This is a genomic window from Enterobacter cloacae complex sp. P1B, assembly GCF_014982345.1.
Lineage (GTDB): Bacteria > Pseudomonadota > Gammaproteobacteria > Enterobacterales > Enterobacteriaceae > Enterobacter > Enterobacter bugandensis.
In genome coordinates, this window is record NZ_JADCLF010000003.1 from 188927 (window position 1) to 212676 (window position 23750).

At 55.8% G+C, this 23750-nt stretch carries 21 protein-coding genes and 1 pseudogene; 4 read left to right on the plus strand and 18 right to left on the minus strand.

Going from position 1 to position 23750, the window contains the following annotated elements; translation table 11 throughout:
* Nucleotides 1–8: 8 nt before the first annotated feature.
* From carA to INF77_RS23165, 8 genes and pseudogenes are all read right to left on the minus strand, one after another.
* Entirely contained in the window at nucleotides 9–1157 is a 1149-nt protein-coding gene (gene carA, locus INF77_RS02170; RefSeq protein ID WP_028015473.1) for a glutamine-hydrolyzing carbamoyl-phosphate synthase small subunit, read from the minus strand.
* 454 nt (nucleotides 1158–1611) lie between these two features.
* A complete protein-coding gene (gene dapB, locus INF77_RS02175) occupies nucleotides 1612–2433 on the minus strand; it encodes a 4-hydroxy-tetrahydrodipicolinate reductase (protein ID WP_193543065.1) in 822 nt (273 codons plus the stop codon).
* 205 nt (nucleotides 2434–2638) lie between these two features.
* Nucleotides 2639–3589, minus strand: a complete 951-nt coding sequence (gene ispH, locus INF77_RS02180) for a 4-hydroxy-3-methylbut-2-enyl diphosphate reductase (protein WP_028015471.1) — start codon at nucleotides 3587–3589, stop codon at nucleotides 2639–2641.
* A gap of 1 nt (nucleotide 3590) precedes the next feature.
* A complete protein-coding gene (gene fkpB, locus INF77_RS02185; protein WP_003856450.1) occupies nucleotides 3591–4040 on the minus strand; it encodes an FKBP-type peptidyl-prolyl cis-trans isomerase in 450 nt (149 codons plus the stop codon).
* 57 nt (nucleotides 4041–4097) lie between these two features.
* A complete protein-coding gene (lspA, locus tag INF77_RS02190; protein WP_028015470.1) occupies nucleotides 4098–4598 on the minus strand; it encodes a signal peptidase II in 501 nt (166 codons plus the stop codon).
* Nucleotides 4598–7414: an isoleucine--tRNA ligase gene (gene ileS / locus INF77_RS02195; protein ID WP_045631133.1), complete on the minus strand. Its 2817-nt coding sequence runs from the start codon at nucleotides 7412–7414 to the stop codon at nucleotides 4598–4600. Before ileS ends, lspA begins: the two co-directional genes overlap by 1 nt.
* Before the next feature lie 45 nt (nucleotides 7415–7459).
* Nucleotides 7460–8386 (minus strand): bifunctional riboflavin kinase/FAD synthetase, encoded by a 927-nt coding sequence (gene ribF / locus INF77_RS02200; RefSeq protein ID WP_028015468.1) that lies wholly within the window; start codon nucleotides 8384–8386, stop codon nucleotides 7460–7462.
* Between the two features lie 7 nt (nucleotides 8387–8393).
* Nucleotides 8394–8612 (minus strand): annotated as a pseudogene (locus INF77_RS23165) (DUF2575 domain-containing protein).
* Between the two features lie 101 nt (nucleotides 8613–8713).
* Between INF77_RS23165 and rpsT the strand changes: the two are divergent.
* The gene (gene rpsT, locus INF77_RS02205; protein ID WP_003856458.1) at nucleotides 8714–8977 is read left to right on the plus strand and encodes a 30S ribosomal protein S20; all 264 of its coding nucleotides are present in this window, start codon (nucleotides 8714–8716) and stop codon (nucleotides 8975–8977) included.
* A 57-nt stretch (nucleotides 8978–9034) separates the two neighbouring features.
* Here the strand turns inward: rpsT and nhaR are convergent, their stop codons facing one another.
* The 4 genes from nhaR to dnaK form a co-directional block, all read right to left on the minus strand.
* Nucleotides 9035–9934, minus strand: coding sequence for a transcriptional activator NhaR (nhaR, locus tag INF77_RS02210; RefSeq protein ID WP_028015467.1), 900 nt, complete (start codon nucleotides 9932–9934; stop codon nucleotides 9035–9037).
* 58 nt (nucleotides 9935–9992) lie between these two features.
* Nucleotides 9993–11168, minus strand: a complete 1176-nt coding sequence (nhaA, locus tag INF77_RS02215) for a Na+/H+ antiporter NhaA (RefSeq protein ID WP_041911268.1) — start codon at nucleotides 11166–11168, stop codon at nucleotides 9993–9995.
* A gap of 170 nt (nucleotides 11169–11338) precedes the next feature.
* On the minus strand, nucleotides 11339–12484 hold the full coding sequence (dnaJ, locus tag INF77_RS02220; protein WP_008502040.1) for a molecular chaperone DnaJ: 1146 nt from the start codon (nucleotides 12482–12484) through the stop codon (nucleotides 11339–11341).
* An 87-nt stretch (nucleotides 12485–12571) separates the two neighbouring features.
* Nucleotides 12572–14485, minus strand: coding sequence for a molecular chaperone DnaK (dnaK, locus tag INF77_RS02225; RefSeq protein WP_028015465.1), 1914 nt, complete (start codon nucleotides 14483–14485; stop codon nucleotides 12572–12574).
* 298 nt (nucleotides 14486–14783) lie between these two features.
* Here dnaK and satP point away from each other — a divergent pair, with 298 nt between their 5' ends.
* The gene (gene satP / locus INF77_RS02230) at nucleotides 14784–15350 is read left to right on the plus strand and encodes an acetate uptake transporter (RefSeq protein WP_041911269.1); all 567 of its coding nucleotides are present in this window, start codon (nucleotides 14784–14786) and stop codon (nucleotides 15348–15350) included.
* Here the strand turns inward: satP and INF77_RS02235 are convergent.
* The 3 genes from INF77_RS02235 to tal form a co-directional block, all read right to left on the minus strand.
* On the minus strand, nucleotides 15327–16649 hold the full coding sequence (locus INF77_RS02235; RefSeq protein WP_193532397.1) for an MFS transporter: 1323 nt from the start codon (nucleotides 16647–16649) through the stop codon (nucleotides 15327–15329). The two genes, satP and INF77_RS02235, sit on opposite strands and share 24 nt — an antisense overlap.
* Before the next feature lie 122 nt (nucleotides 16650–16771).
* Nucleotides 16772–17359: a molybdopterin adenylyltransferase gene (gene mog / locus INF77_RS02240; protein ID WP_028015462.1), complete on the minus strand. Its 588-nt coding sequence runs from the start codon at nucleotides 17357–17359 to the stop codon at nucleotides 16772–16774.
* A 110-nt stretch (nucleotides 17360–17469) separates the two neighbouring features.
* Entirely contained in the window at nucleotides 17470–18423 is a 954-nt protein-coding gene (tal, locus tag INF77_RS02245; RefSeq protein ID WP_003856481.1) for a transaldolase, read from the minus strand.
* Between the two features lie 262 nt (nucleotides 18424–18685).
* On the opposite strand from tal, the gene INF77_RS02250 reads away from it, so the two are divergent.
* The gene (locus INF77_RS02250; RefSeq protein ID WP_193532398.1) at nucleotides 18686–20116 is read left to right on the plus strand and encodes a sodium:alanine symporter family protein; all 1431 of its coding nucleotides are present in this window, start codon (nucleotides 18686–18688) and stop codon (nucleotides 20114–20116) included.
* Between the two features lie 66 nt (nucleotides 20117–20182).
* The gene (yaaA, locus tag INF77_RS02255) at nucleotides 20183–20956 is read left to right on the plus strand and encodes a peroxide stress protein YaaA (protein WP_045259426.1); all 774 of its coding nucleotides are present in this window, start codon (nucleotides 20183–20185) and stop codon (nucleotides 20954–20956) included.
* Between the two features lie 32 nt (nucleotides 20957–20988).
* Here yaaA and INF77_RS02260 read toward each other — a convergent pair whose 3' ends face one another.
* The 3 genes from INF77_RS02260 to thrB all read right to left on the minus strand — a co-directional run bounded on the left by INF77_RS02260 (nucleotide 20989) and on the right by thrB (nucleotide 23749).
* A complete protein-coding gene (locus INF77_RS02260) occupies nucleotides 20989–21282 on the minus strand; it encodes a DUF2502 domain-containing protein (RefSeq protein WP_028015459.1) in 294 nt (97 codons plus the stop codon).
* Nucleotides 21283–21529: 247 nt separating this feature from the next.
* Complete coding sequence (gene thrC / locus INF77_RS02265; protein ID WP_045259424.1) at nucleotides 21530–22816, minus strand: threonine synthase; 1287 nt, start codon at nucleotides 22814–22816, stop codon at nucleotides 21530–21532.
* A 3-nt stretch (nucleotides 22817–22819) separates the two neighbouring features.
* Nucleotides 22820–23749, minus strand: coding sequence for a homoserine kinase (gene thrB / locus INF77_RS02270; RefSeq protein ID WP_041911275.1), 930 nt, complete (start codon nucleotides 23747–23749; stop codon nucleotides 22820–22822).
* Between the last annotated feature and the right edge of the window lies 1 nt (nucleotide 23750).

Consider the following 23750-nt stretch of genomic DNA (forward strand, 5'->3'; position numbering starts at 1 on the left):
GCTCCTGATTATTTAGCGGTCTTACGGTATTGCTCGATAAGTTCGATGAAGTGATCGAACAGCGGCGCGGCGTCGTGCGGGCCCGGGCTGGCTTCCGGGTGGCCCTGGAAGCTGAACGCTGGCTTATCGGTACGGTGGATACCCTGCAGGGTGCCATCGAACAGTGATTTGTGCGTCACGCGCAGGTTAGCCGGCATAGAGGCTTCATCGACGGCGAAACCGTGGTTCTGCGCGGTAATCATCACCGTATTGTTATCAATGTCTTTCACCGGGTGGTTACCACCGTGGTGGCCGAACTTCATCTTGACGGTGTTCGCACCGCTCGCCAGCGCCAGCAGCTGATGGCCGAGGCAGATGCCGAATACCGGGATGTCGGTTTCCAGAAAGGACTTGATGGCGTCGATAGCGTAATCGCACGGTGCCGGGTCGCCTGGGCCGTTAGAGAGGAAGATGCCGTCCGGGTTCATCTTAAGCACCTCTTCAGCGGAGGTTTTCGCCGGTACCACCGTCAGGCGGCAGCCGCGGTCAACCAGCATGCGCAGGATGTTGCGCTTGGCACCAAAATCATAGGCCACCACGTGGAACGGCAGTTCGTTCTCTTTTTTCGCTTCCGGCAGGTCGCCTTCCAGCGTCCAGCTCCCCTGCGTCCAGCTGTAGGCTTCGGCGGTAGTCACTTCTTTCGCGAGGTCCATACCGTTCAGGCCCGGGAAGGCTTTCGCTTTTTCCAGCGCCAGGGCCGCATCGAGGTTATCCCCTGCGATGATGCAGCCGTTCTGTGCGCCCTTCTCGCGCAGCAGACGCGTCAGCTTACGGGTATCGATATCGGCAATCGCCACGATGTTATGGCGCTTCAGATAAGAAGAGAGGTCTTCAGTGTTGCGGAAGTTGCTGGCAATCAGCGGCAGGTCGCGAATGACCAGGCCTTGCGCATGTACCTGAGAGGATTCTTCGTCAGCCGCATTGGTGCCGACATTGCCGATATGAGGATAAGTAAGAGTAACGATTTGGCGAGAATAGGAAGGATCAGTGAGGATTTCTTGATAACCGGTCATTGAAGTATTGAAAACGACTTCCCCAACCGCCGAACCCGTTGCCCCTATGGCCCGACCGATAAACTGGGTTCCGTCTTCCAGAACCAATAGCGCTGACTTAATCAAAACACCCTCCAGAGAATATTCACTCACTTTATTTGCATATTAATTCATGACTATGTCATAGATCAATGCAAATGTGTTGCCAGCGGATTTTTGGCAAACGGCGGCATTCTGGAGATTTGGTGGGTAAAAGTCAACTTAAAACGGATATTTTGTTTACTCTTTTGCATGACTGGCGGCTTGAATGGGATTTAATGGGCAAAAAGATCAGGTAAATCATCCTGGAAAACGCTTGCGCGGTAGGTTTTATGCAAATTAAGAGACGAGAGCGACAAAAAGTGGACCAAATGGTCAAAATTTACATTCAATTCACATAATAATGGCATAAAACTCAGATTTATGACCATTAACAACCAAAATATATCTAAAACAAATAAAATAAGAGGGCAATAAATTATTGCCCTATGCAATCAATATATTACGACTGCAATAACCACATCACGATGGGTAATAAAGCTTACAAATTGTGGAGTTCCAGCACATCTCGCATATCAAAAAGACCCTTTTCTTTCGATTTCAGCCACAATGCTGAGCGTACTGCGCCATTGGCGAACGTCATGCGGCTTGACGCTTTGTGCGTAATCTCAACACGTTCGCCAATATCGGCGAACATCGCCGTGTGTTCGCCGACGATATCGCCCGCCCGGACGGTTGCGAAACCAATGGTGCCCGGCACGCGTTCTCCGGTATGCCCTTCACGGGAATAGACTGCGATGTCTTTTAAATCTTTATCCATTGCATAAGCAATCGCTTCGCCCATCGCCAGCGCCGTGCCTGATGGAGCATCAACTTTATGGCGGTGGTGCGCTTCAATAATCTCAATGTCGGTGTAGTCGCCCATCACCTTCGCCGCTTTTTCCAGCAGCTTCAGCATGACGTTAACGCCTACGCTAAAGTTCGCGGCAAAGACAATCGCAATGTCGGTGGCTGCATCCTGAATGGCCTGTTTACCCGCATCATCGAAGCCGGTGGTGCCAATCACCATCCCTTTACCGTGCTGGCGGCAAAACGCCAGGTGAGTCAGGGTGCCTTCGGGACGGGTAAAGTCGATGAACACGTCAAAGTCATCGTTCACCGCATCAAGGCTGCTCTGAACGGTAACACCTGTCTTGCCCGCGCCGGCCAGTTCACCCGCATCGGATCCCAGCAGGGATGAACCTTCACGCTCCAGCGCCGCGCCGAGTGCCACGCCATCCATTTGTATTGCCGCCTGAATCAGCTGGCGACCCATACGTCCACCCGCGCCCGCAATGGCGACACGGATCTGTGCATCATGCATAGTTATTCTCTTACGTTAAAATGATGTAAACCGTTTTCAGATTAACCAGCCTTCATAAAGGCTGCCAACTGAAAACACCAATAATTAGAATTTAACGTGAAACCGACTCAGATATCAGTAAAAGACATGATTTTGTCGTCACGATAAAGTCCGGGGCAAAAAAAAGGCCAGCACAGGAGGTGCTGGCCTTTCATCAGAAAAGAAATTATTCCACTTCGCGGGCGTCGATACGCAGCTCTTTCGGCACTTCGAAGACGATATTCTCTTCGCGTCCTTCCAGCGGAACCGCTTCGCCCCCGCCCAGCTCCTGCAGACGAGCAATCACGTTCTGCACCAGGATATCCGGCGCGGAAGCGCCTGCGGTAACGCCAACGCAGGCCGCATTTTTCACCCACGCTTCCTGGATGTCCGTCGCGTCGTCGATTAAAAACGCCGCTTTCCCCATACGCTGCGCCAGTTCGGCCAGACGGTTGGAGTTAGAGGAGTTTTTAGAGCCGACAACCAGCACCACGTCCGCCTGTTCAGCCAGCGCGCGCACCGCTTCCTGACGGTTAGTGGTGGCGTAGCAGATATCATCCTTACGTGGCCCGACGATTTTCGGGAAGCGTTGGCGCAGGGCGTCAATCACGTCTGAGGTGTCGTCTACGGAGAGCGTGGTCTGGGTCATAAACGACAGACGCGCTTCGTTTTTCACGTTCAGCGTCAGGACATCTTCCGGCGACTCCACCAGGTACATTCCCCCTTCCGGGTTGCTGTACTGGCCCATGGTGCCTTCAACTTCCGGGTGACCGGCGTGGCCAATCAGAATCGACTCTTCACCGCGACGGCTGGCGCGCGCCACTTCCATATGCACTTTTGTCACTAATGGACAGGTGGCATCGAATACGGTCAGATCGCGGCTTTTCGCTTCGTTACGGACCGCCTGAGAGACGCCGTGCGCAGAGAAGATCAGGATCGCACCGTCCGGCACTTCGCTGATCTGCTCGATGAAAATAGCACCGCGCTCGCGCAGGCTGTCGACCACGTAGCGGTTATGCACCACTTCGTGACGCACGTAAATCGGCGCGCCGTAAATCTCCAGCGCGTTTTCAACAATGCTGATAGCGCGGTCTACACCGGCGCAGAAGCCGCGCGGGTTAGCCAACAGGATCTGCATTTCAGGCCTCCAGTGCCGGATCGATCTCCAGCACTTCAACATCAAAATGAACGGTACGCCCGGCAAGCGGATGGTTGAAGTCAACGGTGATAGAGTCGCCGTTAATCTCGCGGATCACGCCAGGCATTTCGCTGCCGTCCATAGCGGTAAAGAGCATAATCGCCCCGATTTCCGGTTCGCCCGCGTCCATAAACTCGCGGCGCGAGAAATACTGAATCAGGTCCGGGCTTGGCACGCCAAACGCGGCATCCGGCTCCAGCGAGAACGCTTTTTTCTCACCCTCTTTCAGGCCCAGGAGCTGCTGCTCAAGACCTTCAGACAGGGAGGTATCGCCGAGACGAAACAGGGCAGGTTTGCCGTTATTGCGGGTGGATTCAGCCGTGGAGCCGTCATCTAGCTTCAGCGTGAAGTGAACGAGAACCGCGCTGTTGCTCTGTACGGATTTAGACATACACATTGCTCTTTAATGTTGTGCCGGGTGGCGCAGCGCATCACCCGGCATTGACAATTACGCCTGCTCTTTCGCTGCGGGTTTAGGCAAGAAGCCTTCCAGCACGATTAACGCCGCACCGATGCAGATGGCGGTATCGGCCAGGTTAAAGGTCGCGAAGTGCCAGTCGCCGACGTAGAAGTCGATCATATCGACCACAAAGCCGTGCCACAGGCGGTCAAACAGGTTGCCCAGCGCGCCGCCAATGATCAGCGCGTAGGCGATGTTATTCAGCTTTTGCGTGGCCTTCGAGCGGTACATCAGCACAGCCAGTACCACGCAGATACCGAGAGCGATACCCGCGAAGAACCAGCGCTGCCAGCCACCGCTGTCGGCAAGGAAGCTAAACGCCGCGCCGTAGTTGCGCGCATAGTGCAGGTTAAGCGACGGGAACAGCGAAACCGTCTCCCCCAGAGCGAAATTCTGGAGGATCAGGAACTTGCTGCCCAGATCGATAATCAGCACCACCACAACCAGCCACAGCCAGCGCAGTCCTGTTGAACAGAGAGTTTTACTCATCAGGCAAACTTACGTTTTTCGCCGTCACCGGCGACGTTGCTTACACAGCGTCCGCAGATGTCTGCGTGTTCCGCCACCTGGCCGATATCGGTAGTGTAATGCCAGCAGCGCGGGCACTTCTCACCTTCGGCTTTGCTCAGTGCGACTTTCAGGCCTTTGAGCAACTCGCTCTGCTGAGCATCAGCAGAAGCCTCGGCATAATCCGCAACTTTTGCTCCGGAGGTCAACAGGACAAATCGTAATTCATCGCCCAGCGCGGTCAGCTTCGCCGCCAGCTCCGGTTCGGCGTACAGGGTCACTGCCGCTTCCAGAGAGCCACCAACTTTCTTATCCGCACGCGCCTGCTCGATAACCTTGTTCACTTCGCCACGCACTTTCAGCAGCTCGTCCCAGAAGGCATCGTTCATTGCTTCGGTGCTGGAGAGATCGAACAGACCTTCATACCACTCGCCGGTGAAGACATACTTCTCACGGTCGCCCGGCAGATAACCCCAGATTTCATCCGCGGTGAAGGACATGATCGGCGCCATCCAGCGTACCAGCGCTTCTGCGATGTGGAACAGCGCGGACTGGCAGCTACGGCGCGCCACGCTGTCCGCCTTCGCGGTGTACTGGCGATCTTTGATGATGTCGAGGTAGAACGAGCCCATCTCGATGGAGCAGAAGCGCATCAGGCGCTGCACCACTTCGTGGAAGTCGTAAGACTCATAGGCTTTCAGGATATCTTCCTGCGCCGCTTTCGCGCAGCCTACCGCCCAGCGGTCCAGCACGACCATCTCTTCCGGTTTCACCATGTCTTTCACTGGATCGAACCCGTTCAGGTTCGCCAGCAGGAAGCGCGCGGTGTTACGGATACGACGATAGCTGTCGGCAGCACGCTTCAGGATCTCGTCAGACACCGCCATTTCGCCAGTGTAGTCGGTTGAGGCTACCCAGAGACGCAGGATGTCCGCGCCCAGCTTGTTCATCACGTCCTGCGGCGAAACGGTGTTGCCGATAGATTTAGACATCTTACGGCCCTGACCATCCACGGTGAAGCCGTGGGTCAGTACCTGACGGTAAGGCGCTTTACCTTTCATCGCGGTGGAGATCATCAGGGATGACATGAACCAGCCGCGGTGTTGGTCGGAACCTTCCAGATACATGTCGGCCGCGTGACCGGCAAACTCCGGACGCACGTCAACTACGGAGGCGTGAGTCGACCCGGAGTCGAACCACACGTCCAGGGTGTCTGGCACTTTCTCATAGTTGTCCGCGTCCGCGCCCAGGATGTCACGGGCGTCGAGATCCCACCACGCCTGAATGCCGTCAACTTCGACGCGCTTCGCCACTTCTTCCATCAGTTCCAGGGTGTTCGGGTGCAGCTCATGCGTCTCTTTATGCACGAACAGCGACATCGGCACGCCCCAGGTACGCTGACGAGAGATACACCAGTCAGGACGGTTAGCCACCATGGATTCGATACGCGCCTGGCCCCAGTCCGGGATCCACTGCACGCCTTTGATCTCTTTCAGAGACTGCTCGCGCAGGCCTTTTTGATCCATGCTGACGAACCACTGCGGGGTCGCACGGAAGATGATCGGCGTCTTGTGGCGCCAGCAGCACGGATAGCTGTGCTGCATTTTCTCAACGTGCAGCAGCGCACCGCTGGTGCGCAGCATGTCAACGATGATGTCGTTGGCTTTGAAGACGTTGATACCATCCAGCGCCGGGTAGGTGCCAGGCAGGTAAGAACCGTCCGGGCCTACCGGGTTGGCAATTTCCAGGCCGTATTTCAGGCTGATGTTGTAGTCGTCAGGACCGTGGCCACCGGCGGTATGTACCGCACCGGTACCCGCGTCCAGCGTGACGTGGTCGCCCAGGATCGCCGGAACGTCGAAGTCCAGGAACGGGTGTTTGAAGCGCATCAGCTCCAGCGCGTCGCCTTTTACGGTGCCCAGCACGGTGTAGTCGGTGATATTCGCGCGTTTCAGCACGCTTTCAACCAGATCTTTCGCCAGGATAACCGCGCGGCCATCAATCTGCACCAGCGCATATTCGAACTCGCCGGAGAGAGAGATTGCACGGTTGGCTGGCAGCGTCCACGGGGTAGTGGTCCAGATCACCAGAGAGATCGGGCCGCTAACGCCAGGCAGACCGAATTTACCTTTAATGGCATCCTGATCGACCGCTTCGAAGGCCACGTCGATAGAAGGTGAAGTTTTGTCGTAATATTCCACTTCCGCTTCTGCCAGCGCAGAACGGCAGTCCACGCACCAGTGCACAGGCTTGGCGCCTTTATGCAGGTGACCGTTACCGATGATTTTGCCCAGCGCACGGATGATGTTGGCTTCGGTTTTGAAGTCCATGGTCAGGTACGGGTGCGACCAGTCGCCCAGCACGCCCAGACGGATAAAGTCAGCGCGCTGGCCTTCAACCTGGGTGGCCGCGTATTCGCGGCACTTCGCGCGGAACTCTGCAGCGGTGAACTTCTCACCTGGCTTGCCAAACTCTTGCTCCACTTTCAGCTCGATCGGCAGACCGTGGCAGTCCCAGCCCGGCACGTAAGGCGAGTCAAATCCCGCGAGTCCTTTGGACTTCACGATAATATCTTTCAGAATCTTGTTTACAGAGTGACCAATATGAATGCTGCCATTCGCATATGGAGGGCCATCATGCAGAATGAAGGTTTTTTTGCCTTTTTTGGCTGCACGAATGATGCCGTACAGGTCATCATCGGTCCAACGCGCCAGCATTCCCGGTTCACGCTTGGCGAGATCGCCGCGCATCGGGAACCCTGTTTCCGGCAAATTCAGGGTTGATTTATAGTCACTCATCAGATTCTCGGTTCCGTATTTATCACGTAGGCAGTTAAGCCGGTTCTAAAGCCCAAAAAACTCGCGGGCCGTTAATTCATCTCGCGCGATTTGCGCCTTAAGTTCATCCAGCGAAGCAAATCGCTGCTCGTTGCGTATTTTTTTACGCAGTATTACATCTATATGGCGACCATAAAGGTCCATTACAACGTCCAGCAGGTGCACTTCTAGCTGTTGACGCACACCGGCAACGGTAGGACGCGTGCCAATGTTGGCAACGCCGTAAAACGACTTATCGCCCAGTCCTGCCACTTCCACCGCATAGACCCCTTTAACCGGGGAAACCTGACGACGCAGCGGTATATTCGCCGTCGGGAAACCAATCGTGCGGCCCAGCGCATCGCCATGAACCACGCGGCCAGAGATGGTGAACGGATGGCCCAGCAAATTTTCTGCCGTCTCCAGTTCATCATTAGCCAGCGCCTGCCGCACCGCCGTGCTGCTGACGCGCACGCCGCCTTCACAGAAGGTCATCGCGCTGGTGACGTCAAAACCGTACTCCAGACCAGCCTTCTGTAATAGCAAGAAATCGCCCTGACGACCAGCGCCAAAGCGGAAATCATCCCCCACGGCGAGAAACTGAACGCCAAGACGCTTAACCAGCAGGTCGCTGACAAAATTTTGTGCTGTCAGTGCGGCAAAGCGGCGATCGAAACGCACACACAATACGTAGTCCACGCCGGACTCCGCCAGGTAGCGCAACTTTTCGCGCAGGCGAGTGAGCCGAGCGGGAGATTTATCGCCCGCGAACAGCTCCAGCGGCTGTGGCTCGAAAATCATCACCACAACGGGCAGGCCACGGGCCTCCCCTTCTTTACGCAATCCCTGCAACAGCGCCTGATGACCACGATGCACGCCGTCGAAATTACCAATGGTCAGCACGCACCCGTGTGGCGCTCTGCTGAGATTATGTATGCCGCGTATCAGCTTCATGTCTGGCTCAAAACAGTGAAAATCGCCAAAGTATACCTTGTACAGCGGTTAAGGTTAACCGGCGATTGTTCGCGCAAAACAGAAAGCCGTAATGATTTCATCAGGCTGACCTTTCACAGCGAAAAAATCTGCCCGTGAACTGCGATTTTTACGCCGAAAGGCTGTATTCACGAAAGACAAGCTGGTAGAATCCTGCGCCATCACTACGTAACGTAGCGTCGCTAATTAACGGCGCTTATTTGCACAAATCCATTGACAAAAGAAGGCAAAGAGGGCATATTCCTCGGCCTTTGAATTGTCCACATAGAACATATTTGGGAGTTGGACTTGGCTAATATCAAATCAGCTAAGAAACGTGCCGTTCAGTCTGAAAAGGCTCGTAAGCACAACGCAAGCCGTCGCTCTATGATGCGTACTTTCATCAAGAAAGTATACGCAGCAATCGAAGCTGGCGACAAAGCTGCAGCGCAGAACGCATTTAACGAAATGCAACCAATCGTGGATCGTCAGGCTGCTAAAGGTCTGATCCACAAAAACAAAGCAGCGCGTCATAAAGCAAACCTGACCGCGCAGATCAACAAACTGGCTTAATCGCTACTTGTTGTTGCTTGTTTAAAGAACCCGCTTAACGCGGGTTTTTTTATGTCTTCAGAATGCCGGTGGCGTAAACAGCGCCGAGTAGTCACGGTTGCAGATTCGCTGCACCGCCGGGTGTTGAATCATCCTTTCGGCGAATATGGCGTGGTACTCCTCCATCACGTTATCTACTCTGCCAATCTCCGTAATCTTATCGTCTGAATAGAGATCGTGCGCGTAGAGCGTTGGCGCCACGAAGATCGCATTATGCGCTTCGCCAAAGGCTTTCATCAGCGCCGCATCGTCGAACTCACCGAGGATCTCCACGTTCAGCCCCTGCGAATTAAACCAGTTCAGCAGCTTGCGTCCGAGCATGGAACGCCTGCCCGGCACCAGCAGGCGACGCTCTTCCAGACAGGCCGGGAAAGGTTTCTCCGGCGGTGGATTGATGCACCAGAAGCTCACGCCACATTCGCCAATTTTCACCGAGAACAGCCCCTCCTGCTGCGTGGAGTCGATGGGGCAATCCGAGATAATCATGTCCAGCTTGTGCTGGCTCAGTTGCTCCAGCAGCATCTCGTGGGTGGATTCAAAGCAGCGCAGATGGATTTGTTCATCCTCTACCACAGCGGCATCCAGCACGCCGCTTACCAGCCGTTTGGATAGTGCATCCGCCACCCCCACATCAAAGAGCAGGTTCGACTCTTTGCGGTAGTTGACGATATCCAGCATCTCCTGGCTGAGGGTGAACATTTTGTCCGCATAGCGGAAAACCAGTTCACCCAGTTCGCTGGGCTCAATTCCACGGCCCTTGCGCTTGAAGAGCTTACCCTGCAGCCGTTCTTCAAGGGCTTTGATTTGCCCGGTGATGGTTTGCGGCGTCAGGTAAAGCGCCTCTGCAGCCCCCACGACCGAGCCCTGTTTGTAAACGTGCCAGAAGTAGTAAAGATGGTTGTAATTCAAATGAGGCATCGCGTCTTCGCTCCCTGAGTGTGTATCGGGAGAAGAGTGACCTTCTCCCGGTGTTCCGTTATGCCTGGACGGCCTGTCCGGACAACTTCACCTTCAACAAAGTATACCCAATCACTGCCGCCAGTAATGACCCGATGAGAATGCCGAGCTTCGCCCAGACGATGAGCTCTGGCGCGTTTGCACCAAACGCCAGCGTCGAGATAAAGATCGACATGGTGAATCCAATACCGCACAGTATGCCGACGGCCATGATCTGACTAAAGGTTGTACCGTTCGGCAACGATGCCAGCTTCATCTTCAACGCCAGCCAGCAGAAGAGGCTGATCCCCAGCGGCTTACCGATAAACAGCCCGGCAATAATGCCCAGCGGCAGGACAGACGTCAGCCCGTCCAGCGTGACCCCCTGCAGGGAAACGCCCGCGTTGGCAAACGCAAACAGCGGCAGGATCATAAAGGCGACCCACGGGTGCAGCACGTGTTCCAGCTGTTTAGCGGGTGACTTACCGTCCTGCGGCTTAAGCGGCACGAAGAAGCCCACAATCACGCCGGCCAGCGTGGCGTGCACGCCGGATTTCAGCACCGCTGTCCACAGCACCATCCCCACCAGGATATAGATACCGATGCGGCGAACGTTGAAGATGTTCAGCACCGCCAACACCGCAATCGCCCCTGCGGCCACGCTCAGGGACAGGATCGACAGATCGCTGGTGTAGAACAGCGCGATAATCACAATGGCGCCCAGGTCATCAATGATCGCCAGCGCCATCAGGAAGATTTTCAGCGCAACCGGCACGCGGCTGCCGAGCAGAGCTAAGACACCGAGCGCAAAGGCGATATCCGTTGCGGCCGGGATCGCCCAGCCGTCACGCGCGACAGGATCCTGCCAGGTAAATGCGAGGAAGAGCAGCGCTGGAACGACCATCCCCCCGAGCGCGGCAATAACCGGGAACGCCGCGCGCTGGCGGCTGGCTAGCGAACCTAGCACCAGCTCGCGCTTAACCTCAAGACCAACGAGCAGGAAGAACACCGCCATTAGCGCATCGTTGATCCACAGCAGCATGTTCTTGTTAATTTCCAGCGCTCCGACCTTCAGCTCGACGGGCGTTTCCAGAAATGCGTGATAGAGATCGCGGGTCATGCCCAGGTTAGCCAGCACCATCGCGGCGGCCGCGGCAATAATCAGGATCACACCACCGGACGCCTCACTGCTAAAGAAACGGTGTAGTAATTTCATTTATGTTCTCTCTTTTACAACGATACCTCGATAAAACCATAATACCAAGCCAAATAGCTCGGCAAAAACAGATTAATATTGGGTATAGACTCAGTTTTACCGATCTATAACTGCAAAAAAAAGCCCGGAATCGCTTCCGGGCTTTTTGAAGTTAGACACCAGCTAACGAATTAGCGGGTCAAATCATCGAAGAATTTTTTGACGCCATCAAAGAAGCTTTTGGAGCGCGGGCTGTTTTTCTCACCCGTTGGGCCGCCAAAGCTCTCCTGAAGCTCTTTCAACAGCTGTTTCTGCTTGTCGTTCAGGCCAACCGGCGTTTCCACGACGACGCGGCACAGCAGATCGCCCTGCGCACCACCGCGAACGGATTTCACGCCTTTGCCGCGCATGCGGAACAGCTTGCCGGTCTGGGTTTCACCAGGGATTTTCAGATTGACGCGACCGTCCAGCGTCGGCACTTCGATTTCACCGCCGAGAGCCGCCATCGCGAAGTTGATCGGCACTTCACAATACAGGTTATTGCCTTCACGCTCGAAGATGGCGTGCTGCTTCACCTGAACCTGAACGTACAGATCGCCTGCCGGCGCGCCGTGCTCGCCTGCTTCGCCCTCACCCGCCAGACGGATGCGGTCGCCCGTATCAACGCCAGCCGGGATCTTAACGGACAGGGTTTTGGTTTTCTCAACGCGACCGTGGCCGTGACACTTGGTGCACGGATCTTTAATCAGCGTACCGCGACCGTGACAGTGCGGACAGGCCTGCTGTACCGCGAAGAAGCCCTGGCGCATCTGTACCTGGCCGGAGCCATGACAGGTTGGACAGGTCTGTGGCTGGGTACCCGCTTTCGCGCCGCTGCCGTGGCAAACGTCACACTCTTCCAGCGTCGGGATACGGATCTCTTTCGTGACGCCACGAACGGCCTCTTCAAGAGTGAGATCCATGTTGTAGCGCAGGTCTGCGCCGCGCGCTGCGCGCTGACGACCACGACCGCCGCCAAAGATATCGCCGAACACGTCGCCAAAGATGTCGCTGAAATCCGCACCGCCGCCAAAGCCGCCGCCACCGAATCCACCGCCGCCCATGCCGCCCTGTTCAAAGGCCGCGTGGCCGTACTGGTCATAGGCCGCACGTTTTTGTGCATCGGTCAGGACTTCGTAGGCTTCTTTGATCTCTTTAAATTTTGCTTCAGCCTCTTTGTCACCCTGGTTACGGTCCGGGTGGAATTTCATGGCCAGGCGCTTATACGCCTTTTTGATTTCACGCTCTTCCGCAGTTTTCGGAACGCCTAAAATCTCGTAATAGTCTTGCTTTGCCATTGGTTTTTTTAAGCCCCTTAACATGCGAGCACGGGCGTGGAGAGTTCTCCTACGCCCGTGCCGATTAATTACCCTGCATCAGGGCGATTATTTTTTGTCTTTAACTTCTTCGAACTCAGCGTCGACAACGTCGTCGTCTTTCGCGTTGTTCGCAGAAGCGTCAGCGCCTGCCTGCTGCTGTGCGTGCTGCTGCTGAGCGATTTCCATCAGCTTCTGGGAAGCCTGTGCCAGCTCCTGCATCTTCGCTTCGATATCCGCTTTGTCTTCGCCTTTCAGAGACGTTTCCAGCGCGGTCAGTGCAGCTTCGATAGCAGTTTTGTCTTCCGCTGGCAGTTTATCGCCCGCTTCTTCAACCTGCTTACGGGTGCTGTGCAGCAGATGGTCACCCTGGTTACGGGTCTGAACCAGCTCTTCGAACTTACGGTCGGATTCCGCGTTAGCTTCGGCATCGCGAACCATTTTTTCGATTTCCGCTTCATTCAGGCCAGAAGATGCCTTGATGGTGATCTTCTGCTCTTTACCGCTGTTTTTGTCTTTCGCAGACACGTGCAGGATACCGTCAGCATCGATGTCGAAGGTAACTTCGATTTGCGGCATGCCGCGCGGTGCCGGGTTGATGCCGTCCAGGTTAAACTGACCCAGAGACTTGTTATCAGACGCACGCTTACGCTCACCCTGCAGCACATGGATGGTTACCGCAGACTGGTTGTCTTCAGCGGTAGAGAACACCTGGCTGTGCTTGGTTGGGATGGTGGTGTTTTTGTTGATGAGCGCAGTCATCACACCGCCCATGGTTTCGATACCCAGAGACAGCGGGGTAACGTCCAGCAGCAGTACGTCTTTCACTTCACCGGTCAATACACCACCCTGAACCGCCGCACCGATAGCTACCGCTTCGTCCGGGTTCACGTCTTTACGTGGCTCTTTACCAAAGAATTCAGCCACTTTCTTCTGAACCATTGGCATACGGGTCTGACCACCCACCAGGATAACGTCCTGGATGTCAGATACGGACAGGCCAGCATCCTGCAGTGCAACTTTCAGCGGCTCGATAGAACGGTTCACCAGGTCTTCTACCAGGCTTTCCAGTTTCGCACGGGTCACTTTGATGTTCATGTGTTTAGGACCGGTCGCGTCTGCGGTGATGTACGGCAGGTTCACGTCGGTCTGCTGAGCAGAAGACAGTTCGATCTTCGCTTTCTCAGCGGCTTCTTTCAGGCGCTGCATCGCCAGCGGGTCGTTACGCAGGTCAATGCCCTGATCTTTCTTGAACTCGTCAACGAGGTAGTTGATCAGACGGGTATCGAAGTCTTCACCACCCAGGTGGGTATCACCGTTGGTTGCCAGAACTTCGAAGGTTTTTTCGCCGTCAACTTCGTCGATTTCGATAATAGAGATATCGAAGGTACCACCACCCAGGTCGTAAACCGCGATAGTACGGTTGCCGACTTCTTTATCCAGACCGTAAGCCAGTGCAGCCGCGGTTGGTTCGTTGATGATACGTTTTACTTCCAGACCTGCGATACGGCCAGCATCTTTGGTTGCCTGACGCTGAGCATCGTTGAAGTAAGCAGGAACGGTGATAACAGCTTCAGTTACCGGCTCACCCAGGTAATCTTCAGCGGTTTTCTTCATTTTTTTCAGCACTTCAGCAGAGATCTGCGGTGGTGCCGTTTTGGTGCCTTTCACATCAAGCCACGCATCGCCGTTATCTGCTGCGATGATTTTGTAAGGCATGATAGAAACGTCACGCTGAACTTCTTCGTCCTGGAAGCGGCGGCCAATCAGGCGTTTGATCGCAAACAGGGTGTTTTGCGGGTTTGTCACTGCCTGACGTTTAGCCGGCTGACCAACCAGAGTTTCACCATCCTGGGTATAAGCAATGATAGAAGGCGTGGTGCGATCGCCCTCGGCGTTCTCCAGCACGCGTGCAGTAGTGCCGTCCATAATCGCTACACAAGAGTTGGTAGTACCCAGGTCGATACCAATAATTTTACCCATCTAAACGTCTCCACTAAAAATTCAGTCAACATGTGGTTGTGTACCTGTAATAAGGGCAGAACGTGCTTTTTCAACTGCCCAGATTTGATTTTTTTTCAGGTCCACACACTGCGGTTGACTACAAGATGGGGTCGCGACGGCATCCATCAAGGGGCAAGCATAAAAAAAATTTTAATTTCACCCTGATGAGATCATAGACGGCGTCGATGCCGCCCATTATGATGCCGCGCCCCGTCAGGGAGTATTGACGCGGGTTTAACCATTTCACCATTTTAATGATGATTTTTTTTGAGGACTTATGGGCAACACTAAGTTGGCTAATCCGGCTCCGCTGGGCCTGATGGGGTTTGGCATGACCACCATTCTGCTGAACCTGCACAACATCGGGATGTTCCCGATGGACGGCGTAATCCTGGCGATGGGCATTTTTTACGGCGGTATCGCGCAAATCTTCGCGGGCCTGCTGGAATATAAGAAAGGCAACACCTTCGGCTTAACCGCCTTCACCTCTTACGGCTCGTTCTGGCTGACCCTGGTCGCCATCCTGCTGATGCCTAAAATGGGCCTGGCAGACGCGGCAAACGCCCACTTTCTGGGCGTCTATCTGGGCCTGTGGGGCGTCTTTACCCTGTTCATGTTCTTCGGCACCCTGAAAGGCAACCGCGCGCTGCAGTTCGTCTTCCTGAGCCTGACCGTATTGTTCGCTCTGCTGGCAATTGGCCACCTGGCGGATAACGAAGGCATCGTTCACGTAGCAGGCTGGATTGGCCTGGTGTGCGGCGCAAGCGCTATCTACCTGGCAATGGGTGAAGTGCTGAACGAACAGTTTGACCGCACCATTTTACCTATTGGTGAAAAACACTGATCCCTCTGTCGTGCCCGCCTCGCGGGCACGATATTCCCCCGCCTGACGAAGCCAAACGCCTAATCCCAGCCCCATCAGCGAGAGCGCGAGTACATACCAGGCAGGCGCCATCGGCGACACCCCCATCATCACCGTGACCACTATCGGCGTCAGCCCGCCGAAAATGGCATACGCGACGTTATAAGAGAACGATATCCCGGTGAAGCGAACCTCCGGCGGGAAGGCGCGCACCATGACGTAAGGCACAGCCCCCACGACGCCCACGCACAGTCCGACCACGCCGTACAGCAGGAACAGCTGTTCAGGATGACTGCCCGCAAGATGGTAAAACGCCCAGCTCGACGCGGCCAGCAGCAGGCTGCCGACAAAAAAGGTCAGGCTGGCACCGAAACGATCCGCCGCTAGTCCGGCGGCCAGACAGCCAAAGCAGAGCATAATTGTCGCAATACTGTTTGCCTGTAAGGTCACGGCAGGGGCGAAACCGTACTGTTTCTGCAGCCACACCGGCGACATCAAAATCACCACCACGATGCCCGCCGACAGCAGCCAGGTGAGCAGCATCGACACCACCACCGCTTTTTTATGACGCACCACAACGGCTTTGACCGGCAACTCCTGCGCCAGCGCTTTACGCTGCTGCATTTCGAGGAAAATCGGCGTCTCCTGCAGCCAGCGGCGCAGGTACATTGCCACCAGGCCAAACGCCCCGCCCAGCAGGAACGGAATACGCCAGCCCCAGTCGTGCACGGCCTGCTGCGTCATGCTGGTGTTGACTATCGTCGCCACCACCGACCCCAACAGGATCCCGACGGTCAGCCCCGCCGTTAACGTTCCGCAGGCGATCCCGATGCGGCGTGCAGGAACGTGCTCCGCCACAAACACCCAGGCCCCCGGCACTTCCCCGCCGATGGCAGCGCCCTGAAGAATGCGCATCAGCAGCAGCAATAGCGGGGCGAGAATGCCCATGGAGGCATAGGTGGGCAGCAGGCCGATGACCAGCGTCGGCAACGCCATCAGCAGGATGCTCAGGGTAAACATCTTCTTACGCCCGACAAGATCGCCAAAGTGAGCCATGACGATGCCGCCCAGCGGACGTGCCAGATACCCGGCAGCAAAGATGCCGAAGGTTTGCACCTGACGCAGCCATTCCGGAATATCCGCCGGGAAGAAGAGCGCCCCCACCACGGCGGCGAAGAAGACAAAGATGATGAAGTCGTAAAACTCCAGTGCGCCACCTAAGGCGGCGAGCGTAAGCGTTTTGTAGTCCTGTCGATTCAGAGGTCGGGTGTTATGTGACATAGCGAACCATTGTGCATGTGTTGTGGATTATTTTTTACAGCAATCGTAAAGAAAAAATTACTATATCGTAAATCCATTTACACGCTACTGCGGCTGGCGCTAATGTCACATTTTAGTAAATTTCAGGAGATTGTCTCGCGGCGTGCGCTTTTAGGACGAAATGCTGCTACCACTTTATCGTCAGTTTCCACGTACGGCCCGTCAAGCAACTGTATACAATACGGTACACTTGCAAATATGCCGTGCACGATGACGCGACCGTCCTCGGCTTTTAATCCTTCAAGCGTCTCTTTGATCGACTTTGGCTGCCCCGGCAGGTTCAGTATCAGCGCCTGTTTGCGGATCACCCCCACCTGGCGAGAAAGGATTGCCGTCGGGACAAAGTGTAGACTGATCTGGCGCATCTGTTCGCCGAAGCCCGGCATTTCACGGTCGGCGATAGCCAGCGTCGCGTCCGGCGTCACATCACGACGCGCGGGGCCGGTTCCACCCGTGGTGAGCACAAGGTGACAGCTCATCTCATCCACCAGCTCGCACAGGGTCTGCTCAATGATCGGCTGTTCGTCAGGGATAAGGCGAGTCTGGATCTCAAACGGGGTGGTCAGCGCGCTTGCCAGCCACTCTTCCAGAGCGGGGATGCCTTTATCCTGGTAAACGCCGCTGGAGGCGCGGTCAGAAATCGACACTAAGCCGATGCGTAAGGTATTCATATCCATTCCATTCAAAAAGTACTGATTAAAGGGAATGATACACGCAGAGGGAAAATTCAGACAGAGGACAGAAGAAGACGCGTGACCGGGAGCCCGGTCACGCAGAATGATTACAGCAGGTCGCCGATCATTTTTTCCAGTTTTTCCTGGTCGATAGCAAACTTACGGATACCGTCCGCCAGTTTGTCTACAGCCATTGGATCCTGGTTGTGCTGCCACAGGAACTCGGATTCGGTGATGCGCTCCGGGCGCGCCTTCACTTCGCCGGTGTAAGACAGCTTACGCTCGATAGCACCTTCGCTTTCTGCCAGCTCTTTCAGCAGCGCAGGGGCGATGGTCAGACGATCACAGCCAGCCAGCTCAATGATTTCGCCCACGTTACGGAAGCTTGCACCCATAACCACGGTCTCATAGCCATGCTGTTTGTAGTATTCGTAGATTTCAGTCACGGAAATCACGCCTGGATCTTCAGACGCCGCGTACTCTTTCTTGTCGGTGTTGGCTTTGTACCAGTCCAGAATACGGCCCACGAACGGAGAAATCAGGTACACGCCTGCTTCCGCACATGCACGCGCCTGCGCGAAGGAGAACAGCAGGGTCAGGTTACAGTTGATGCCTTCTTTTTCCAGCTGCTCGGCAGCGCGAATGCCCTGCCAGGTCGACGCCAGTTTGATCAGGATACGGTCGTTGCTGATGCCCGCGTCGTTGTACAGTTTGATCAGGCGTTTTGCTTTCGCGATTGACGCTTCGGTGTCGTAGGAGAGACGTGCATCCACTTCGGTAGAGATACGGCCCGGAACCAGCTTCAGGATTTCCAGACCGATGTTCACTGCCAGTTTATCGGTAGCATCCACAACCTGCTGCGCACGGTCATTGCTCTGTGCTTTCGCCCAGGTCACAGCCTCGTCGATCAGTTTGCGATACTCAGGGATCTGTGCGGCGTTAAGGATCAGAGAAGGGTTAGTTGTGGCATCCTGCGGCTGGTACAGCTTCATTGCCGCGATATCTCCGGTGTCAGCTACGACAGTGGTGAACTGACGAAGGGAGGTCAATTTATCCGTCATGATAGTGTTTCTCTTTTAACGTGCCCTGGATAATTCACGCTACCGACAGCATGCCTGCAGCGGAAAAATGACAGGTTTACTTGTTAGGGGGATGTAACCGGTCTGCCCTGATGATAACACGACGGAGGGGTAGCGCAACCGCAGACAGTGCGCTTAGGCAGAGTATGATAAACTCAAAATATTAACAGGCTGCTAAGCAACAGCATGCCCAATCAGTGGTAGCGCTTACATATTCACGTTGGCATCAACAAGAGGGACGTTAATGCCTGATTTCCTTTTCTTTATTAACGAAGTCCTCTGGGGTTCGATAATGATCTACCTGCTTCTGGGAGCAGGTATCTGGTTTACGCTACGCAGTGGGTTTATCCAGTTTCGCTATATTCGCAAGTTTGGCAGAAGTCTGAAAAACAGCGTCACGCCCCAGCCGGGCGGATTAACGTCGTTTCAGGCGCTGTGTACCAGCCTGGCTGCCCGCCTCGGTAGCGGAAACCTGGCGGGCGTTGCGCTGGCCATCAGCGCCGGTGGGCCAGGCGCGGTGTTCTGGATGTGGGTCACGGCGCTTCTCGGAATGGCTACCTCTTTTGCCGAAAGTTCGCTGGCGCAACTCTACAAAGAGAAAGACAGAAACGGGCAGTTTCGCGGCGGTCCGGCCTGGTATATGGCGCGTGGCTTAGGAATGCGCTGGATGGGCGTTCTGTTCTCGCTTTTTTTACTGCTCGCGTACGGTCTTATTTTTAATACCGTGCAGTCAAACTCCGTCGCCCATGCCCTGCGCTACACCTTCTCCTGCCCGGAGTGGATCACCGGCATCGGTTTAGCCCTCTTTGTTTTGCTCACCATTTCTGCCGGCCTGAAAGGCGTTGCCCGCCTGATGCAGTGGCTGGTTCCCATCATGGCGCTGCTCTGGGTTGCCGCGAGCCTGGTCGTCGCTGGGCTGCATGCCGACCAGGTTCCGGGCGTGATTGCGACCATCTTTAAAAGCGCCTTTGGCTGGCGTGAGGTGGCATCAGGCGCGCTGGGTTACACCCTGAGCCAGGCGCTGATGGCAGGTTTTCAGCGAGGCATGTTCTCCAATGAAGCCGGGATGGGCTCCACTCCCAATGCCGCCGCGGCCGCCTCTTCCTGGCCGCCGCACCCGGCAGCGCAGGGTATCGTGCAGATGATAGGCGTGTTTATGGATACCGTTATTATCTGTTCCGCCAGCGCCATGATCCTCCTGCTGGCCGGTCCTGTGGCGCATGACTCGGATATCGACGGAATACAGCTTCTCCAGCAGGCGCTGGTGAACCTGACCGGCGGCTGGGGTTCGGGATTTGTCTCGCTCATTCTGATGCTGTTCGCCTTCAGTTCGATTGTGGTGAATTACCTGTACGCCGAAAATAACCTTATCTTCCTGAAATACGACTCTCGTCCGGCCATCCTCCTGCTTCGCCTGGGCGTAGTACTGATGGTGATCGCGGGCTCCCTTCTGAATATGCCGCTGGTCTGGCAGTTGGCGGATGTCATTATGGCGCTAATGGCAATCACTAACCTGACGGCGATCCTGCTGCTCTCGCCCGTTGTGAACCTTATTGCCAGGGATTATCTTCGCCAGCGCAAGCTGGGCGTTCCCCCGGTATTTGATGCCGCACGCTATCCCGAAATTCAGTCACAGCTTGCCCCCGGCACCTGGGATGATTTGCCCCGGCGATAACAGCTATCGATCAATTCAGGGCGATTTTTTGTTAAAGTCGTTCTAAATTTCCTGCAAGGACTGGATATGCTGATTCTGATTTCACCTGCAAAAACGCTCGACTACCAGAGCCCGCTCGCCACCGAGCGTTATACCCAGCCAGAACTGCTGGACTATTCGCAACAGCTGATCCGCGAAGCGCGCAAGCTCTCTGCGCCGCAAATCGCCTCGCTGATGAGCATCAGCGACAAGCTGGCAGACCTGAACGCGACCCGGTTCCACGAGTGGCACCCGGATTTCACCCCCGCCAACGCGCGCCAGGCGATCCTGGCGTTTAAGGGTGATGTTTACACCGGCCTGCAGGCGGAAGATTTTAGTGAAGCCGACTTTGATTTTGCCCAGCAGCATCTGCGCATGCTGTCGGGCCTGTATGGCGTACTGCGCCCGCTGGATCTGATGCAGCCATATCGTCTGGAGATGGGGATTCGCCTGGAAAACGCCAAAGGCAAAGACCTTTACCATTTCTGGGGCGACATCATCACCGACAAGCTGAACGCGGCGCTGCATGCTCAGGGTGATAACGTGGTGGTTAACCTGGCATCCGATGAGTACTACAAGTCGGTGAAGCCGAAAAAGCTGAACGCGGAGATCGTTAAGCCGGTCTTCCTTGATGAGAAGAACGGCAAGTTCAAGGTCATCAGCTTCTATGCGAAAAAAGCGCGTGGCCTGATGAGCCGCTACATCATTCAGAACCGCCTGACGAAGCCGGAGCAGTTAATGGGATTCAACACCGACGGCTATTTCTTTGACGAGGCGTCGTCAGGGAAAGGTGAGCTGGTATTTAAGCGCCACGAGCAGTAAAACTAAACCCCGCCATCTGGCGGGGTTTTGCGTTAATGGTGCTTCCAGTCCGGGCCCGGACGGTGGTCGTCGTGATGATGGTCGTGTCGGTCATCACGATCGCGATGCTCGTCATGCGGACGCCAGTGGTTATCGCGCCAGTCATAATGCGCCTTCCACCAGTCGTGGTCGCGCCAGCGGCCGCCATCCCAGTAATGCCCGCTATTGTCCCGATCGCCAATCTGCAGTTTTACCGCAGGTACGAGAGTAATTTCAGATGCCTGTACCGCCATGGGGGCGACCAGCACCAGAGAAAGCGCAATGAGTGCAGGTTTTAGTGTAGACACAGGTGACTCCTTATTCTTCTTGCCCAACGTGGGCCGATGTAAGGAGAGTACGCGAGGGGAACGGTGGATGTTATTCTCTGCAATCCTAAACGCTAAGTGACCGCATTTATTGGGAATTTCTGCTTTTTTCCTGCAATTTTTCTCCTTAATTTCTTCATAAAAAAGCCGGGTGGCGCTGCGCTTACCCGGCCTACGGTCATCTCGTCGTTGTAGGCCCGGTAAGGCGTAGCGCCACCGGGCAACAAAATCACGCGCGCGTCATCATCAGATTCCGCAGTGCCGCAAAATCCGCCGGCAGCTCATGAGACAGCAGCGGCAGGTCGGCGCGCTCGGCCAGCTCTTTTGGCAGCGGCAGCGTTTCGCCCAGAATATCTTCCACGCTCTCTTTGAACTTCGCCGGATGCGCGGTGCCCAGGAACAGGCCATATTCACCCGGGTTAAGCTGGTCGCGCAGCGCGCGGTAAGCAATTGCCGCGTGCGGCTCAGAGGTGTAGCCCACCGCTTTCAGCTCGCGCATGGTGGCTTTGGTGGTTTCGTCCGTCACCGCAGCGTAGCCCAGGTCACCCAGACGCCACACCTTGCGGCGGAACAGTTCTTCCACGCGCGGCCAGTTGTTCGGCTGCGACACGTCCATGGCATTGGAGAGCGTCGCCTGCGTGGCGTTAGGCGCCCATTTGCCGTCTTTCAGGAAGCGCGGCACGGTATCGTTGGCGTTGGTGGCAGCGATAAAGCGTTTCACCGGCAGACCGAGAGATTTCGCCAGCAGCCCCGCCGTCAGGTCGCCGAAGTTGCCGCTTGGTACGGAAACTACCAGCTGATTGCGCGCTTCCTGCGGCAGCTGAGCCACCGCTTCGAAGTAGTAGCAGATCTGCGCCAGCAGGCGGCTGATGTTGATGGAGTTCGCCGAGTTCAGCCCCAGCGCGGCCTTCAGCTCTTCATCATCGAACGCTTGCTTGACCAGCGCCTGGCAGGCATCGAAATCGCCGTCGATCGCCACGGTTTCAATGTTGCCGCCGAGGGTGCAGAACAGTTTTTCCTGCAACGGGCTGATCTTGCCTTTCGGATAGAGGATCACCACGCGGACGTTTTTCAGGCCGTAGAACGCGTGTGCCACCGCCGCACCGGTATCACCGGAGGTGGCGGTCAGGATGGTCACCGGCTTATCGCCGCTGATGTGGGTCAGCATCTGCGCCATAAAGCGGCCGCCGAAGTCTTTAAACGCCAGGGTCGGGCCGTGGAACAGCTCCAGACAACCGACGTCAGGCTCAACCTGCTTAACCGGAGCCGGGAAAGCAAACGCCGCACGCACGCGCTCTTCCAGCAGCTCCTGCGGGATTTCATCGCCAATAAACGCAGACAGAATTTTGGTGCTGCGGGTGACAAAGTCCAGCTTCAGCAGCTCATCGATTTCGGTCAGCTGAAATTCCGGCAGGTCGTGCGGGAAAAACAGCCCCTGATTTTTGCCCAGCCCCTGAGTCACCGCCTGCGCGAAGCTGACCTGCTCGTTATGATCTTTAAGGTTGTAGAGTTTCATTCGTTATCCCAGTACTCGTGCGCCAGCCGTGTCCAGACGGCAAATATGAACAAAGCCTTCCTGATTTTGCAGGTAGTGTTTAGAGAGCCAGTCCGCCACGCGCTGCGCGGTGTCTGGCTTATCGCACAGGGCGAACAGCGTCGGGCCGGAGCCGGAGATGCCGCACGCCTGCGCGCCGATATCCATTGAAGCCTGTCGCGCCTCGTTAAAGCCGGGCAGCAGCTTCGTACGGTACGGCTCGGCAATGACGTCTTTCATCAGCTTCGCCGCCAGCTGCGGCTGACGGGTGTAGCAGGCGTGGATAAAGCCCGCCAGATGACGCCCGTGGGCGATACAGTCCTGGCGACGATACTGCGCAGGCAGGATCGCACGCGCTTCCGCGGTTGACACCTTGATGCCCGGATACGCCAGCACCCACAGCCATTCATCAAACCCTGGCACCTGCTGGCTGATGATGCCATTTTCTTCAATCATCAGCTGCATGCCGCCGAGGAAGCACGGCGCCACGTTATCGTAATGAATACTGCCGGAGATGCGCCCTTCCAGCTCGCCCATCAGCGCCAGCAGACGGCTATTGTTCAGCGGCTTGCCGCAATGCTCGTTCATCGCAACCAGGGCGGCGACTACCGAGCAGGCGCTGGAGCCCAGTCCCGAGCCAATCGGCATGCTTTTTTCCAGCGTCATGGCGACCGGCACGTTTTTGCCGATCTCCTGACAGAAGCGCTCCCAGCACTGATAAACGATATTCTCGCGTGGTTCAGGCGGCAGCTTACTGGCGAAACGGCCGACGTTATTCAGGCTGAAGCTTTCTGCCGCCTCAACCGTTACCGTATCGCCCAGAAGCGAACCATCCACCGGCGTCACCGCCGCACCAAGCACGTCAAATCCGACGCTCATATTGGCGCTGGAAGCCGGGGCATATACTTTAACCATC

Bases quoted from the DNA above. Each gene is read 5' to 3' on its own strand.
- dapB (WP_193543065.1), bottom strand. From the start codon at position 2,433: ATGCATGATGCACAGATCCGTGTCGCCATTGCGGGCGCGGGTGGACGT.
- ispH (WP_028015471.1), bottom strand. From the start codon at position 3,589: ATGCAGATCCTGTTGGCTAACCCGCGCGGCTTCTGCGCCGGTGTAGAC.
- fkpB (WP_003856450.1), bottom strand. From the start codon at position 4,040: ATGTCTAAATCCGTACAGAGCAACAGCGCGGTTCTCGTTCACTTCACG.
- lspA (WP_028015470.1), bottom strand. From the start codon at position 4,598: ATGAGTAAAACTCTCTGTTCAACAGGACTGCGCTGGCTGTGGCTGGTT.
- ileS (WP_045631133.1), bottom strand. From the start codon at position 7,414: ATGAGTGACTATAAATCAACCCTGAATTTGCCGGAAACAGGGTTCCCG.
- ribF (WP_028015468.1), bottom strand. From the start codon at position 8,386: ATGAAGCTGATACGCGGCATACATAATCTCAGCAGAGCGCCACACGGG.
- nhaR (WP_028015467.1), bottom strand. From the start codon at position 9,934: ATGCCTCATTTGAATTACAACCATCTTTACTACTTCTGGCACGTTTAC.
- nhaA (WP_041911268.1), bottom strand. From the start codon at position 11,168: ATGAAATTACTACACCGTTTCTTTAGCAGTGAGGCGTCCGGTGGTGTG.
- dnaJ (WP_008502040.1), bottom strand. From the start codon at position 12,484: ATGGCAAAGCAAGACTATTACGAGATTTTAGGCGTTCCGAAAACTGCG.
- dnaK (WP_028015465.1), bottom strand. From the start codon at position 14,485: ATGGGTAAAATTATTGGTATCGACCTGGGTACTACCAACTCTTGTGTA.
- satP (WP_041911269.1), top strand. From the start codon at position 14,784: ATGGGCAACACTAAGTTGGCTAATCCGGCTCCGCTGGGCCTGATGGGG.
- INF77_RS02235 (WP_193532397.1), bottom strand. From the start codon at position 16,649: ATGTCACATAACACCCGACCTCTGAATCGACAGGACTACAAAACGCTT.
- mog (WP_028015462.1), bottom strand. From the start codon at position 17,359: ATGAATACCTTACGCATCGGCTTAGTGTCGATTTCTGACCGCGCCTCC.
- tal (WP_003856481.1), bottom strand. From the start codon at position 18,423: ATGACGGATAAATTGACCTCCCTTCGTCAGTTCACCACTGTCGTAGCT.
- INF77_RS02250 (WP_193532398.1), top strand. From the start codon at position 18,686: ATGCCTGATTTCCTTTTCTTTATTAACGAAGTCCTCTGGGGTTCGATA.
- yaaA (WP_045259426.1), top strand. From the start codon at position 20,183: ATGCTGATTCTGATTTCACCTGCAAAAACGCTCGACTACCAGAGCCCG.
- thrC (WP_045259424.1), bottom strand. From the start codon at position 22,816: ATGAAACTCTACAACCTTAAAGATCATAACGAGCAGGTCAGCTTCGCG.
- thrB (WP_041911275.1), bottom strand. From the start codon at position 23,749: ATGGTTAAAGTATATGCCCCGGCTTCCAGCGCCAATATGAGCGTCGGA.